15 protein-coding genes and 1 pseudogene are annotated in these 16,434 nt (G+C 21.8%); 14 read left to right on the top strand and 2 right to left on the bottom strand.

Going from position 1 to position 16,434, the window contains the following annotated elements:
- Window positions 1-123 precede the first annotated feature (123 nt).
- On the top strand, window positions 124-867 hold the full coding sequence (locus SPIRDC1_RS03580) for a hypothetical protein (RefSeq protein ID WP_174480574.1): 744 nt from the start codon (window positions 124-126) through the stop codon (window positions 865-867).
- 16 nt (window positions 868-883) lie between these two features.
- Window positions 884-1,657, top strand: coding sequence for an alpha/beta hydrolase-fold protein (locus SPIRDC1_RS03575; RefSeq protein WP_174480573.1), 774 nt, complete (start codon window positions 884-886; stop codon window positions 1,655-1,657).
- A 6-nt stretch (window positions 1,658-1,663) separates the two neighbouring features.
- Here SPIRDC1_RS03575 and SPIRDC1_RS03570 read toward each other — a convergent pair whose 3' ends face one another.
- Window positions 1,664-1,942 carry a SemiSWEET family sugar transporter gene (locus tag SPIRDC1_RS03570; RefSeq protein ID WP_174480572.1) on the bottom strand — a complete coding sequence of 93 codons (279 nt, stop codon included), beginning with the start codon at window positions 1,940-1,942 and terminating at the stop codon, window positions 1,664-1,666.
- A gap of 141 nt (window positions 1,943-2,083) precedes the next feature.
- Here SPIRDC1_RS03570 and SPIRDC1_RS03565 point away from each other — a divergent pair, with 141 nt between their 5' ends.
- Window positions 2,084-2,995: a DUF3137 domain-containing protein gene (locus SPIRDC1_RS03565; protein ID WP_174480571.1), complete on the top strand. Its 912-nt coding sequence runs from the start codon at window positions 2,084-2,086 to the stop codon at window positions 2,993-2,995.
- A gap of 358 nt (window positions 2,996-3,353) precedes the next feature.
- Here SPIRDC1_RS03565 and SPIRDC1_RS03560 read toward each other — a convergent pair whose 3' ends face one another.
- The gene (locus SPIRDC1_RS03560) at window positions 3,354-4,496 is read right to left on the bottom strand and encodes an Mbov_0401 family ICE element transposase-like protein (RefSeq protein WP_174480570.1); all 1,143 of its coding nucleotides are present in this window, start codon (window positions 4,494-4,496) and stop codon (window positions 3,354-3,356) included.
- A gap of 436 nt (window positions 4,497-4,932) precedes the next feature.
- On the opposite strand from SPIRDC1_RS03560, the gene SPIRDC1_RS03550 reads away from it, so the two are divergent.
- The 11 genes and pseudogenes from SPIRDC1_RS03550 to SPIRDC1_RS03490 all read left to right on the top strand — a co-directional run.
- On the top strand, window positions 4,933-5,619 hold a 687-nt coding region (locus SPIRDC1_RS03550), incomplete at its 5' end, for a hypothetical protein (protein ID WP_233214965.1).
- Window positions 5,620-5,621: 2 nt separating this feature from the next.
- Window positions 5,622-5,909 carry a hypothetical protein gene (locus SPIRDC1_RS03545; RefSeq protein ID WP_174480567.1) on the top strand — a complete coding sequence of 96 codons (288 nt, stop codon included), beginning with the start codon at window positions 5,622-5,624 and terminating at the stop codon, window positions 5,907-5,909.
- Window positions 5,878-6,675 (top strand): hypothetical protein, encoded by a 798-nt coding sequence (locus tag SPIRDC1_RS03540; protein WP_174480566.1) that lies wholly within the window; start codon window positions 5,878-5,880, stop codon window positions 6,673-6,675. The genes SPIRDC1_RS03545 and SPIRDC1_RS03540 overlap by 32 nt, the downstream gene beginning before the upstream one ends.
- Complete coding sequence (locus tag SPIRDC1_RS03535) at window positions 6,675-7,586, top strand: hypothetical protein (RefSeq protein ID WP_174480565.1); 912 nt, start codon at window positions 6,675-6,677, stop codon at window positions 7,584-7,586. Before SPIRDC1_RS03540 ends, SPIRDC1_RS03535 begins: the two co-directional genes overlap by 1 nt.
- 8 nt (window positions 7,587-7,594) lie before the next feature.
- The gene (locus SPIRDC1_RS03530; RefSeq protein ID WP_174480564.1) at window positions 7,595-8,074 is read left to right on the top strand and encodes a hypothetical protein; all 480 of its coding nucleotides are present in this window, start codon (window positions 7,595-7,597) and stop codon (window positions 8,072-8,074) included.
- A gap of 3 nt (window positions 8,075-8,077) precedes the next feature.
- Window positions 8,078-8,425 carry a hypothetical protein gene (locus SPIRDC1_RS03525; RefSeq protein ID WP_174480563.1) on the top strand — a complete coding sequence of 116 codons (348 nt, stop codon included), beginning with the start codon at window positions 8,078-8,080 and terminating at the stop codon, window positions 8,423-8,425.
- A 43-nt stretch (window positions 8,426-8,468) separates the two neighbouring features.
- The gene (locus SPIRDC1_RS03520) at window positions 8,469-10,373 is read left to right on the top strand and encodes a hypothetical protein (protein WP_174480562.1); all 1,905 of its coding nucleotides are present in this window, start codon (window positions 8,469-8,471) and stop codon (window positions 10,371-10,373) included.
- Between the two features lie 4 nt (window positions 10,374-10,377).
- Window positions 10,378-11,847, top strand: coding sequence for a phage terminase large subunit (locus SPIRDC1_RS03515; RefSeq protein ID WP_174480561.1), 1,470 nt, complete (start codon window positions 10,378-10,380; stop codon window positions 11,845-11,847).
- A gap of 2 nt (window positions 11,848-11,849) precedes the next feature.
- On the top strand, window positions 11,850-13,211 hold the full coding sequence (locus SPIRDC1_RS03510; RefSeq protein ID WP_174480560.1) for a hypothetical protein: 1,362 nt from the start codon (window positions 11,850-11,852) through the stop codon (window positions 13,209-13,211).
- A gap of 1,232 nt (window positions 13,212-14,443) precedes the next feature.
- Window positions 14,444-14,592: pseudogene (locus SPIRDC1_RS09995) on the top strand (transposase); the annotation flags it as partial.
- Window positions 14,593-15,785: 1,193 nt separating this feature from the next.
- Window positions 15,786-16,139 (top strand): hypothetical protein, encoded by a 354-nt coding sequence (locus SPIRDC1_RS03490; protein ID WP_174480557.1) that lies wholly within the window; start codon window positions 15,786-15,788, stop codon window positions 16,137-16,139.
- Window positions 16,140-16,434 lie beyond the last annotated feature (295 nt).

Below are 16,434 nucleotides of genomic sequence, written 5' to 3'. Positions count from 1 at the left end.
TATCAATGATATTATTGGCAATTAAATATAATAAATAAGTACATAATGTTACTTATTTATTTCAATGTTATAATTATTTTAAGATTAAATTTAAAAATATATAATTAGATTGGAAGTAAAAAAATGATTCCCGAATATCGATTATTTAACCATCTTTTGCTTTTAAAAAGTAATTATTTTTTTAAACGCGAAATTAAAAAAAAATTAGGTCATTTAAAAGCAAAAGATTATCGTAATACTTATAACTTAATATTTAATAGTAATCAAAATTTAATGTTTATGAAAATAATAAGTGTTTATTTATATTTCAATAAAATTTCTTATAAAGAATATTTAAGATTAGTTGCAAATTTTATATTAACTATTTCTGCTTTAATTCCTACTTTTAAGCGTCAAGAAAAACAGTTAGATGATTATCAAAATGCCAAGGAACTTTTATTATTACTTGGATGTAAAGATCAAATAAAAGTTTGGTTTGATGATACTTCAAAAGTAGTATTACCTGATTTTTTGGTAAATAATTCTAATTTGAAAAAAGAAAGTTTGCTAATAATTAAAAGATTGGTAAATATTAGTGGTAATATTTTTATTAATTTAACTAAGAATGAAACAAACATAAAAAATAATTTTGAGTTTGGAAGTTTATTAATGTTATTTTATTTGTTGGATTTAGAAACTAGAAAAACATTGCTGACAAAAGATAGTACTGATTTAAATTTAAAAGCTTTTTTTTCATATGAAACTTTATTTACTAATAAGTTGATAATTTTAGATGAATTGGTTAAATGTGCTATGCGCTTAGAACAAACTAATTTTAATTTTTATATTAGAATAATGAATTATTCTTTGTTAGGAAATTATCAATAAATTAAGGAGAAAAAATATGAATAATTATGATATAAAAGTTGAAAATATTAAAAGTAAATTTTTAAACATTAATAAAGATATTATTATTGCTTTACCTTCTATTTATGATCAAAATATTGCTTATGAAGTTTATTTAGTTTTTGATGGTAAAGATATGTTACTTAATAGTAATATTTTATTTGAAAATAATAGTAATTGTATTTTTATTGGTATTGGTAGTACCAATAATATGACTCGTTTTAATGATTTAGCAACTTATACCAATGATGATGTAAAAATATTAATGACAAAATATTTTCCTGAATTAAAAAAAAGTAACATTGCTTTTCTTGGTGGTAATGGTAAAAATTACTTAGAATTTATTATTAATGAGGTTATACCATTTGTTATTAAAAAGTTTAATTTAAAAATTAAAAATTTAAATGCCATTGGTTGTTCTTTGGGAGCATATTTTTGTTTACAAATGTTATATTTATCAAAATTACAATTTACAAAATTATTATTATTTTCGCCAGCAATTTGATTTAATTCACAAATTATTGAAGATTTAAAAACTAAAGTTTTAAATAATAATCAACCTTTAACAGTTGAACTATGGGTAGGAAAAAAAGAACCAAAGTTTTTTGAAGGCAAATTAGTAACAAATTATGAAAGTAATACTATTGAATTAAAAAAAATATTAACTAATAGAAAAATTACTACTAATCTAGTAATTGATGAAAATGGTAGTCATGGTTTTAAATGATGAATTAAATATATTAATGAAAATTCTTTAATTCTTATTACCTAATTGAAACTATGGTTTTTCTTTTTTTCTAAAAATATTATTAATTTTTAGAATTAAAATAATACTTGCAAAAAATAATACAATAGTATTAGTTGTAATAATAGCAAGTTGATTAGACAATATTGCAAAAATAATTCATGTTATTGCTGATAGTACAAAAATAATATACATATATAATGATAATGATTTTGTATCTCTGGTGCGAATTATTTTAAAACTTTGAGGAATTAAAACAATACTAGTTAAAATTGCTCCAATCCAAGATAAAATATTAATTGTAAGTTCCATATCTTTCTCTCCTAAATTCTTACTATATTTTATTATTCTAAATGTTATTATAAGATATTAATGGTTAAGTTGATAGTAAAAATAATAATTTTAAGTATAATTATTTTAATAAATTAAATAAATTAATATATGGAAGGAAAAATGAGCAGAAATAATAGTATTATAAAGTTTAATGAGAATGAATTAAAAATTATTAAAGAAAATATACATTCAATTTATAACAAGATTTTAAATACTTCCTTTAAGCGAATGTTTATAAGCAATGTATATAAAATTATTGCTTATATTATTTTGGCATTAGGTTTTTTTACTATTATGTTAGGGATAATTTTTCTGACTAGTTTATTACCTGAAAAAGTGTCTAGCACATTTTATTTAGTAATAGTTATTATTGGTATTATTTTTATTTTAGTTGGAACATTGTTAGTAACAGTTGGACAAACTTTTTCTAAAAAAATAAAACGAGAATTTTTAGAATATAATATTAATTATTTAAAAATGGCAGTTAATTCTACTTTTAAAGCAGTTGAAATTACTAATGTTACTAATAATTTTACCATTGTACCACAAAAATTCTTAGTTATTGGTAGTGATTTTAATCATCGTGTTTGAACTGAAAAAGTTATTATTGGTAGTATTAATGATAAAAATTTTAATTGTGGAACAACGTTAGAAAAGATTACTAGAACTTACAAGACAGGAAAAACTACAACTACTAGTACTACATATAATCGATATCTTTATTTTACGTGTTTAATTGATATACAAGATGTAATAACAACGATTGTTCCTGAAACATTAGGTTCAAGAATTATGGGTTCAAATCGTGGTGATCAACTTGAATCAGCAGCATTTGAAAAGTTATTTGCTCTTGATTATAGTGATCCAATTAAGTTAAGAAAGTTATTAGCGCCGAAAGTAATGAGCAAAATGGTTGATTTAGCAAATGCACAAGAAAAAATACCACGTATTTATGTTAATAAAAATCAAATCACTCTAATGTTTCCTTATATGAATATTGGTTCTGATAATAGTTCGCTACTTGCTACTTAGCCCTTTTTACTAGACCATTAATTTAAAAAAAACTTGAATGTATTCGAAAAACAATTGTGTTATACAATTAACACTAATTTTGACATGAAAGGATTTTTAATAATGGATAAAATTAAACAAATAGCATTAGTAATTAACAAGTTAAATATCAAACAAAAAATTCAAATTATTGAGGGTGAGTAAAGTTAATAGTTATAATTTAATTTTCTTTAAATAAAAGACAATTTTAAATTATTAATTGTTGGTTATATTATATACCTTTTTATGTAAATAATCAAGTATTTTAGAATATTATTTTAAATAATATAAAGTAAAAATTCCTAACTATTTAGGTTCAGATTTATTAAGTTTTAAAAAATTAAAGTAAAAGATTTAATTTATTAATTCTTGCTGAATTAATTATAAGCATAGTATCAAGAACTTTATCATTATAAATTTTAGCACCATATCCTTTTAAAGATTTAACTAAATGTGATACATCACTTTCAGCACATACTCCTTGATTTCAATTTTCTTTTTGATTTATAACACCTTCTTTATTATTTTTAAAATATTTATATATTTCTTCATTAACATTATTTTCTTTTAAAAAATCTAATAATTGATAATATTCACCATTAATAAATAAATTATATGCATTTGTTAATTTTTTATTATCTACTTTTCTATTAAAAATAAATCCTTTTTTAAGTGCTTTAAATGCATGATGTCTATCAATTACATAAGGAATATTTTCTTTTTTAGCAGTAGTTTTAATTCAAGGCGCACCATCACCAATAAATACTAAACTACTTTTAAAATAAATATATTGTAAATTAAGAAATTCATAAATTTTATCAATTAATTCTTGTCTTTTAATTCTTTGACCATTTTTAGTTTTCATATAAGTAATTTTTTTATCTTTTAAAACATTTCTACTTTTAGTAGATTTTTCTAAATCTTTACCTTTATTTGCACTAATTGTTCGAATACGATTTTTTTGCTTTTTATTATCAAATAAAGAACTTATAAAACAATCATCCATATTTACAAATAATTTTTCAGTTGGTAAAACTACTTTTTTCTCTTTTATTTCTTCAACTTCTATTATTGCATTTTTCATTACATTAGTCATATATGTTTTTGAAAAATTACTATTTTTTAATATATCTTGTACATCACTTTGTCTTTTACCATTACCTGAATTTTTTATTATTGTATGTTCTAAACTTGTAAGTGTTCTTTTTCTTTTTTTAATTTTTATATAATTATCTAAAGGATAATAATATTCATTAGTTTCTAATATTAAATAACATCTACGATAAAAATTATTTATTTTACCATATTGAGTATTTGGACTTCTTGGAGCAGTTTTAACATATTTATATTTAGTTTTATCATATATATTTTGATGTCAAAAATCATCATATGATTTTAATAAATTTGTTAAATAATTTAAACCATTATTTTTAATTTGATTATCAAGTTCATCATAATTAAGTTCATTGTTAAGAAAATTCATAATATTATTTCCTTTCTTAATTTATGACTTGATTATAGTAATAATTATTATTAAAGTGGTGAAATATGATTTTATGAAAATGTTATAATTAGTATATAAATTATTGAATATAGGTGATAAATATGCCAGCAAAAAGAAAAGAATTAGGTAATTATAAAGAAAAGATACAAGAATATTTAAGAGAAAATAAAGATAATTTAAAAAAATGTACTAAACAAGAATTAAATTATATTTTAAATGTGGATAATAAATATATATTTGATTGCCGAAGAAGGTCGACAAAATGACAAAAAGATTTTGTTAAAGAGTATGATAAAGCATGTCTTAAAATAGGAATTGCAAGATTAAAAAATGTTACACAAGTACCTCAATATGAATGAGCTTATTTAAGAACAAATCATAGAGAGATGTTTGATGATTTAATAGATAATCAAGNGGTTTATCAAAAGCATTTACTGTTTTAAATTATAGTCAAATTTCAGCAGATACATTAGCATATGGTAGAAGATATACAAGTTTAATTGCTGGTATGGAATTTTGAGAAAGTTTTTATTTAGAACAAGAATTTATTCATGATACTGAAAAAGCCATGCATTTAGAAAAAGATTATAGTTTAAAAAATACACATGGTTTTGTAGTTAATAGATATATGTGAGGTATGCCTATTTCATTTACTAAAATAAGACAAAAATTAGATAATGATACAGATAATATTAAAATTATTGGTAAATGTTTATTTGCATTACCAAGTGCTATTAGACCAAATTTAATGTATTTAATTAGACCAACTATGCCTACAGTTGAAGAAATTAAAGAAGCAAGAGCAAAAGATTTTTTAACTAATCCTAAAAATGAAAATGCAACTTATCAATCAACTTTATATGATGATATTAATAAATTAAATTTAGAAGATGTTATTTATTATAGAAATTTAGGAAAAATTACTATGGCAGGAACAACTCCTACTAATGATGAATTAGAAAATGCAATATTAAATGCTGGTAATGTTGGTTATGAAAAAGGTAAAGCAACATTTAGTGATGTTAAATCCACAAGTGCTACTATGACTGGTAATAATACTGAATATTATGGAGTAGTAAATTTAGAATTTACTAAAAAATAATTATGGAATTTATATATAAATATTTTAATGAAAAATCACATATTATTATTTATTCTGCTAAACCACAAGATTTAACAAGTAGTAATGATATAAGAGCAATTTTATTAGATGAATATCCTAAATTAAGAAATGATTATTTTATAGTAAGTGATGTACATGATAGTTATGCAATATGTGTAGGAGATAATATACATTGTGAAGGTAAAGTAATTATTAAAATAGAAAAACAAACTAATTTATTAAAAGGAGTAAATGAAAATGCCAAATGACACCAATGTACAATCAAATAATTATACTTTATTGAAATTAATAAGAACTGGAATAAGTCCATTATCAGCAATGATTGGTACAAGTGCTTATTATGGTCAAATTATTAGTAATCCAATATTAGGAAGTATTAATGCTTTATTATTTAGTAAAAAGTTAGGTTTAGATATATGAAATTTAAATCAAATGCCAAGTACTAAAAAGAAAATATTAAATTCAAGTAAAAAAATATTATTAGGATTAGGGACTATTGGTTTAGTTAATTATGCAAAATTTACTAATTCTTCAATTAATCCAAATCCTAATCCATTTCCAGATGATTTATTATTAACTACTAATAATGATAATAATTTAATGGATTGAGATACATATATTAGTTTAAATATTTATGGTATATCAAATCTAATTGGTGGGTTAAGTGAATTAATACCTAATAGATTTGAAGTAATAAGAAAAATATGTAATATGGCAACTGGTGGATGTTTAATTTCAAGTGGTGTTGCTATGGGTATTAATAATGATTTTAATAATGCTTATGCAGTTCCAACTATTATTGCTGGTGCATCTGAAATTATTCATAATTTATTACCTATGGAAACAAATCATAATGTTGAAGAAATGCAAGAAACAGCATTTAATAATGAAACTGCAAGATTAATTAATGATAATAGATTTACTATTAATAGTGAAACTGCAAGTCAATATTATGGTAGTGATAATATGAGCGAAGTGCCATTAAATCATGATAATGCTTCATTAAATTGAGATTATAATCACATGAGTTTATAATGAATCCTTTAATTATTGAATGAATATACAATGCTTTAGTAAGTAATGATATTAAATTAGCATTAATAAATGCTTTAAAAACTTATTATAAAAATCAATCATTAAAAGCAGTATTTGATAATGAAAATATTAGTGAAAAAGAAATACATCAACCATATAGTGTTTTTAATCCCAATATACTTAAAAAATTAACAAGTATATTAAAACCAACTGAATTATCTATATTACAAAATGAAATTAATAAATTTAAAAATCCAATAAATAGTTTTAAAAATTCTATTATGCCAACAGAAATTAGAATAGTTAAAAATTATGTAAATAAATTTGATAATTTATTTAAAGAAAATGAAGAAGAAATACCAGAAAATGCATGAGAAGTATTATCAAGTTCATGATTTAAAAAAGGAAGATTTATTGTTGATAATAAAAATTTAAAAATTGGAACTTTAACAACATTATTTCAAAGTGATAATGATAAAAGACAAATATGATATGGTCCATATACTTATCCAACATTTCCACAAGAAATATGAATATTAATGACACAAGCAAAAGGTAAAAATGGTTCTGGTGCTGGAACAATATTTTGAAAATTTTGAAATAGAAAATGATTACCAAGTCAATTAAGAAAATATGTTAAAAGTGAATTAGCTAAAAAAGGTAAATATTATGGGTCTCAAGATACTAGTGTAATTTATCCAAATAATATTAATGTACAAAAAACTATGCATTTTATTAATAGATTAGAAAAAGGTTTTTTTAAATTAAAAGAATATAAAAATTTATCTAAAAATGAAATAGGAAGTAATCAATGAAGATATGAAAGAAAACAATTATTAAAAAATTCTTTACATAAAAGAAAATATATAAAAATTAAAAGAAATTCTAATTTTTATAAAACATGAAAGTAGGTGATTGAATGGAAATTCAAAAACCAGAGTGAAAAACTAGTTATTTAATTCCTTTTACTCGTGGTAGAAGAGATTATATTAAAGATAGAAAAATATATGATTTTAGTTTATTAAATGATATTCAAAAATTAAGAAAAAAACAATTAGATTCAATTAATTTATTATCATTTATATTAATATCTTTAATTATTACTTTATGAAGTACATTACCACAAACAATAATATTACCTAAATGATTATCATTTACTAAATTAGGTATGGAACATGTAGATTGAAAAAATAATTGAGGTAATGCAATTTGATTAACAATTATACCTAGTATTGGTGGATTTGGATTACATCATTTACCAAATAAAACACCACCAAGAATTAAATTTATATTAAATTTAATAATTAAAATAATACCAATTTTAATATTAATTATTATTTGATATTTACCAAAAATAGAAAAAGAAATAAGAAAAATAAAAAAAGAAAAGGTGGAATAAAAAATGAATTTTTCAATAGAATGAATATCAGCAATATGTGGAGCAATAGCTACTGGAATAGCTGTATCAGGAGGATTAGCTTTATCTAGTAAAAAAATTAAAAAATCAAAGAAAAATAAATTAGCAAAAGAATTAAAAAGAGATAAAGAAATTCAATTTATTATTGAAAATATTAAACAAATAAATTCTCAATTACAATTAGAAACTACATCAATTGCTAAATTACTTGATAGTTTTAATAATGATGATGAAAAAAGTGAAGTATTTAAAAACACTATTATTAGTCAAAGAGCAAAACGTAAAGAATTATCAGAAAAAGATAAGAAAAAAGCAACTAAAGTTGGAATTTAAAGGGTTTAAATACCCTTTATTTTACATTAAGGAGTAAATTATTATGGCTATTAAAGACCCATTAATGTTTATTACAATTGAAGAATTTAAAAATTGAAAAGGTTTTAATAAATTAGAATTTGATGATACTACAACACCAGATAATGAAATTTGATTTGCTATTTCAGTTGCAAGTAATAATATTGATTATTTAAGTGGACATTCGATTTCAAAAAAATGACCAGAAACTACATTAACAGAATTTACTGATGAAATACAAACTGCAACTGCATATTATGTTAGGTTTTTATTAACAAAAGATAGTAATTATATTCGTGGTCAATCAAGTATTAGTCAAGGTGGTATGACTTATAGTGAAAATAATCCTAATGAACCTTATTATATTGTTCCAGAAGTATTTAATTGTTTAAGAAAAATTAAAGAATATCCAAATATTACTGGATTTAATTTAGATGTTTTACCTAAAAGAAATGATTTTTTTAGTAATTTTTATAGTAATTATGGTGAAGATAGTCCTTTTACAAGATATTTAGAATTAATAAATTTAAAGACAAATGATACAAGAGTAAAAATATATCTTAAACATCCTAAACATTTAATTGGTACTGAAGTATGAATTGATACTACTGGTATAAAATCATTTGATAATTTAACAACAATTGAATTATTTACTAAATATTTTAGTAATGATACTATGAAATTAGTTGATGGTAAAGAAGGTCAAGAAAAGAAAGTTATTAGTACAACTGGTAGTGGTGATGAATCATTATGAGAAGTTGATAAAGATAATCCTAATTTTATAAAGCCAAAAGATGATAAAGGTATTGATGTTAATGGTAGAAGACTTATTGATGTTGGAACACCTACTTTTGAAACTGACGCTACAACTAAAGTATATGTTGATAATTTATTAGATAAAAAACAAAATAAATTAATTGCTGGTGAAAATATTACTATTGATAAAGAAACTAATACTATTAGTGCTACTGGTGGTAGTAGTGAATCATTATGAGAAGTAGACCCTAATAGTCCAAATATTATTCAACCTAAAGAAAAAAGAATTATTACTTCAAATAATACTAGAATTGTTGATATAGGTGAACCAGAACAAGAAAAAGATGCAACTACAAAACAATATGTTGATAATTTATTAGATAAAAAGCAAGATAAAGAAAAGTGATTAATAGTTGCTACAAGTGTTATAAATGGAGTTAATCAAACTATTACATATGATTGTAAAGAAAATAAAAGATATCGTATATGATTTAATTATGGTATTAGAAGACAAACATTAATATTATCTGATATTTATATTTATGAAGAATTTATTTATTCAAAAGGAAGTAATACTGAATTAACATTTGATATAAATCATTCTCAACCTTATTTAATTTGTAATAGAACAAATACTCCAATATTTACTTGATTAGCTGGAAATACAAGAAACGGTAATTTATGAAAATTAGAAGAATTAGAAGAAAATAATGAAAATATTTATAAAATTACTAGTAATACATTAAATATTATTTCACCAAATAAAATTAATATGAATAAACCAATAAAAATTATTTCTAATAATTTAGAAACAAATGAAATTGAAGAAAATTGTTGAGATATTGAATTAAAAAATAATCCAATTCCAAGTATTCCAAAATGAAAAGAAGTAGGAACAAAAATTAATATAAATCATATTAAATATACTTTTAAATCAAATACTAAATATAAAATTTATTATAATTTTGAAAGTCAATCAAGTAATAAAAAATTTGCTTTTATGTGTAAAGAATTTTTATATGGTGAGTTAAATAAAGAGGTTCAAACTTTGGATTGAGATAAAGTTAATGATAGAATAATAATTTCTTTACAAATGCAAAATGATACCATTGCTATCGTTAGTGACCCTACAAGATTTGGCCAACTTTTAAAATTAGAAGAATTACAGGAATAATATTATGAATAAAGAATTTACTTATTTGCATGAAATTAGTTATTGATTATTAAATAAAAGTGATTTTACTCATAGTGAATATAATTTAAGTGGTAGCAGATATTCTAGTAAAACATATAGTATTGCAGAAGAAATAGCAATATTAATAGCAATTTCAATTAAAGTTAATAAATCAATTGCTATATATTGTTTTAGAAAATTAAATAAAGATATTAATGAATTAACAAAAGAAATTGATGAAGCATTAATTAATATTGGTTTTGATTATAAAGATTTTACTTTAAAATATCCAAATAAACAAGCAGATTTTCGTTTTAAAGGTAGTAAATCATTTATTAGAGTTATGGGTGTATATAGTAATAGTAATGATAGAATACCACTTAAAGGGCTTTCTAGAAGTGAAATAAAAGGTTTTGATTTAGCAATTGAATGATGTGAAGAAGCAAATGAATTTAGTCAAGCAGAATTTCAAGCAATTACTTTTGCATTAGGTAATGCTAAAAAAACTATTAAAATTAGAAGTTGTAATCCAGATAATATTTATCAATATTTTATTGAATATATGAATAAACGTGTACCTTTTAATTTAGATTTAATGAAAGAAAATAATGAACAAATTAAATCAATAGAAGAAAATCAAATGTTTAAATTATTTCATTATTCAAATTGAAAATTAAATGAACATAATTTAAAACAAGATAAAATTAATGATTTAGAAGAATTAAAAGAATTAGACCCTATTAAAGCACAAAGTTGATATTATGGTGTACCTAGTGTTTTAACTGGTTCTATATTTGCAAGATATTTAGATAAACTTAAAACTGAATTAGATTTTAATGTTAATGAAATAGTTGGTGGTTTAGATTTAGGTTTTGCTACAAGTTCACAAGCACATCCTACTGTTGCTGTTTTATGTTTTATTGGTGAAAATGAAAAAACTAGAAGAATACATCAAGAAAGTGAATTTTATCATAGTAATGCTATTATGAAATTTAAAGATACTTATGAATTAGCAAATAATATTATTGATTATTATTTAGATGAAAGTATTAAATTTCAAGCAATGAAATTTGGATTTACTTGTTATGTTGATTATGGTAGTGGTGGATTAGCAGTTATTGATATTTTAAAAAAAGAAGTAGAAAAAAGAAAAATAAATTGATTAAATTTTACTCCAGTAGATAAAACTACAATGTATTTAAGAGATAGAATTGATTGAGATACTATTTGTATGATTAAAGGTATATTAAGTATTAATTGAAAAAGATGTTCTAATACACATGAAGAATTATCAAAAATGCAATGATTAGCAAAATCTAAATTAGAAAATTCAAACAATGAACCACAAATGCTTGATTTATATGATAATTGTTGAGATGCAAGAATGTATGCTTCAATGCATAAAATGAAATGATTAATTAATAATATTAATAATGAATTATTAATTAATAAAAATAAATTTGGAGAGTGATAAAAATGAATAATCCATTAGAATATCTTTCTTGTAATAGAAGAGAATGATATAGTGATATTCCTATGAGAATTGCTCAAAAATCAACTAAATTATGATTAGGTAAAGGTTTATTATTTGATAGTGAAAAAGATGAAATTTTAAAATATTTTACTAATAAAATTATTAGTGATAAATGATTTGAAAAATTATATAAATTTGGAATTCAAGAAAGTTTACTTGGAAAAGTATATATAATGCCAATTATTTATAAAGATAATAGTACAAGTTTAAAAGTATTACCTAATTCATTTGCTGGTAGAGTTGCTAAATATAATGAAGAAGAACAATGTGCAGAATTCTTTTTTATAAATGAACAAGCAGATAGTGCAACTTTAACTTGAGTAATTGCTGAAAATGGAAAAATAAGATTTGAAACTTATAAAAATGATAATAAAAATGAAAAAGAAATTATTTTAGGAACAGCACATACAAAATTAAAACCTAATTTAATACCAAAATATAGTTATGAAATTAAAAATCCTTGAAATTATTTACCAATATTAGAAATAACAAATTTACCAATGGTTAATTTTTATGGTAATTCAACAACATTAAATGCATATCCAGATACTTATCCAGTTTGAAATTTAATTGAATATTATCATAAATCTTATACTCAAAGAAATGTTGATAGAGAATTAAATGTTACTACTTTATTTGGTGCATTTGATAATGAAACTGTTAAAAATATGATTGAACATGGAAAAATTATTGATAATCCTAAAAAAAATATTGTAGTTAATGTTGGTACTGCTGGCTATAATAAATCTGGTGCTGGTGGTATGGAAGTTATACAAGGTGATTTTAAAGCTAGTAATTATATTTTAGATAAAGATGATTTAGGTAAAGATATATGAAATGGTGCTGGATATGATTATAATGAATTTTCTGGTGTAAATTATGAAAATAAAACTAAATCATTATTTAATAATAAAAATGATATGGAAACAACAGAAACTAAAATAAGTCATTATTCATATTATTTTTATAGATTTTTTGATATGTTATTAATTTATGAAAAATTATGAAATGGTAAGGGTGATAGACCTTATAGTTTTAAATTTTTACCTATAGCAATGACTGACCAATTATTAAAACAAGAAATGATTAGTCAAAGATTAGCAGATAGAACAATGTCATATACACAAGCTATTGCTGAATTAGATGAAGTAACAAAACAACAAGCAAAAAAACATTATAAAGAAATAATGGAAGAAGATAAAGAAGAAATAAAATTATTAGGAGAAAATGAAAATGATACATCAACAAATTCAATTAATGAAACATCTACATCTTCAATTAAAAAGACAACAATTGCTAATTAAAAGATGTAGTTATTGAAAAATATTTCCATTTGTTATTAATAATGGAGCAATTCCTTTAACTGAAACTGGTTATAAACCAATTAATAGTAAAATTAGTGATTTTGGACAATATGAATTAATATTAACTGGTACTACTCCAGTTGTATGTATTTGAAAAAATAGTACAAAAATATATCAAAAAAATAAAGGTAAAATTAATGAAGAAACACATAAAGTTAATGGTCAAGATGAATTTTATACAAAACAATATAAAATAGGAGATTATTGAAATGCTTATTTAATTGATGATACAAGTGGTGTTGATTTTAGTAATTTACCAAATAATCAAATATTTAAAACAGTACAAACAAAAAGACAATATACTTTAGTAATGTTTGAAGAACATATTACAATTGATGATTATTTACAATTTTTTTGTGTATTTAATGATGAAAATGAAAATATTGGTGGTAATAGTGGTAAAAATCAAGATAGACAATTATTATATATTTCAAATGTAACAAATTATTATAGTCCTTATAATGGTGCATTTAGTATGCAAGTATTAACTTTTAGTAGTTTAAATGATAGAGTAGTTTCTAGTGGTCAAAATACACTTGATTTTGTACAATATGCAAGCCCAGGTAGTGGTTATGCTTTCCCAACTATTCAACAAGGAAAAGTAACTTTAAATCGTACTTTAATGCGTGATATTGGTGTAAGATATAGTCATAGACAAAGTTATGGATTAGAATTATTAACAAGTTGTTATTATTATGGAAGACCAATAATTCAAGGTCAAGAACCAATACAACAAAATAATGAAGAAATATTTGAAAGTAAAGTATTTGCTTCAAGAAGATTATTTATTGCTGGTAATAATGAAAAATCTACAACTGAAGTTAAAAATAATGGTGGTTTACTTGCTGGAATAAATGATAAAATAACAACAAGTAGTCATCCAGAAACTACATTTTATAATATTATGGACGCAAAACCAACTGGATTTACTCATTATGATACATGACAAAAATTTTTAGAAGCAAGAAAATTTGATATGTTAGCTCAAAAAGATTTTCAAGGAATATTAACATGTAATAAAGAATTAGCAATTAAAAGTAATGGTGNGACAAAAATTTTTAGAAGCAAGAAAATTTGATATGTTAGCTCAAAAAGATTTTCAAGGAATATTAACATGTAATAAAGAATTAGCAATTAAAAGTAATGGTGATGCTATTGGTAAAGCAAAATTCTTTTGAGATAGTGAATGAAATATAAATAATTTTACAGAAATGAAAAATCGAGGCTTAAATGATATTCTTATTGCTTGTAGTGATAATTTAACAGGCATGTCAGAGGCAATACAATCAGTTTATCCTAAAACTGAACATCAATTATGCATNAGAAGTAAAAGAACAAATAAGTACAGTTGATTTATCACAAAAGAAAAATAATAAAGTTTATATTTTAGCAGAAGATACTGAATTTTTAGATATTGCTTCACCATTAACTAATGAAGATACTGAATGTCAATGAAATCCAACAGCAAATGGAGTTATTGATGGTTCAAATTATGCTTATATTATTGATACAATTGTAACTCAATCATTACATCAAGGTGAAGAAAGACATACATTTTATAGTGATAATCCATTTACTTATCAAGGTGATTATAATGAAATATCAGTTGCTCAGTTTAGATATAATAATATGGGTTATTTGACTGGTAATGATTTTAATTGAACAACTTTATATAAATTAAATCATGATGAATATGAAGAAAGTGAAGAAACTACATTTAGTTATCCAGCAAAAATATTACCACCAAGTCCTCAAAATATTGCAAAAACATTATTTTTTAATACAGACATAAATGTAATATTAAATTATAATGATGTATCTTTAATTAAATGAGACGGTAGCGGTAATTATAATAATATTCAAAAATGATTTGATAGTAATAATCCAGTTTCCAATAATATCGATATTGATATTAAATCAAAACTAGACCCAACATTATTAATTAATACATTTAATGATTTAAAAAGATATTATAAAAGTGTAACTATATATTATAGTTATAATATTGAAACAATTACTAAAATCAACAATAATAATGATTCAAACTTTAATCCTACAGAAAGTTTTAATCCATCAAAAGAATTAAATAGCTCAATAGAAATTAATCTAAAAGAATTAATATTTTCAAACTCAATACCTAGTATTAATAAAGAGCAAAAATTTATACCAATGATTAATAATGATGGAGGTCATAGTTATGCATATTATAAAGAAAAATATCAATACCAATTATTGAATTATGAGTTTAGTTTATTTCAATATTCTGATTTTAAATTTAATAATAATGCTATTGGATTTGATATATTAAGTAATTCAAATGATAATTTGAACTGAAAAATTAATGTTTTTATTAATCAAGGTAAGATTCAAGGAGAATATAGAAGAACAGGTCTTGAAAATGCTTATGGAATAAAATATATTAGTAATGGTAATGCAAAAATTTATAAAATAGTATTAAATGCAAGATAATATTGCTATAATGTTTTTATTATCAAAAAGAAAGGAAATAGAGTAATGAAAAAAAAAACATTATCCGTAATTTATCACAATGATAATTTAAAAGTAAAATGAAAAACTAAATATAATGAATGAATAAAAATTAATTTTAAAAAAAATAATCATTTAATTCATAAAGGATGATTTTATATGCCAGATTTAAATGAGTCTTTATTAGCTAATAAAGATAGTAATATTAAAAATAAAAAATATAAATTATTTAAGCAAAGATTTTTTACTGTAGAATATGATAAAGATAATATTTTGTTAAAAATTGAAAATAAAGGTAGATCATGAAAAGAAATAAATATTAATTCTAAAGATAAACAAGATTTAATAAGTATGATTGAAGATATAAATAAAACAAAATAATATTTCCCCACAATCTTAAATAGAGGCTTTTTAGTAATCTGTGTTTCTTTGTTTTACAAAGTACTAGTTCAGATTAATTCTGTCTTCAAATTTTATCATAAAATGAGCAATTGCTGTATTTCAATTTTGAATAGGCAATGTTCATTTTTAATGTCAATGAAATCCAACAGCAAATGGAGTTATTGATGGTTCAAATTATGCTTATATTATTGATACAATTGTAACTCAATCATTACATCAAGGTGAAGAAAGACATACATTTTATAGTGATAATCCATTTACTTATCAAGGTGAT

This window comes from Spiroplasma endosymbiont of Danaus chrysippus (assembly GCF_902809815.1).
Lineage (GTDB): Bacteria > Bacillota_I > Bacilli_A > Mycoplasmatales > VBWQ01 > Spiroplasma_E.
The sequence above is the reverse complement of the archived record's forward strand: the minus strand, read 5'-3'. Positions and strand labels throughout refer to the sequence as shown.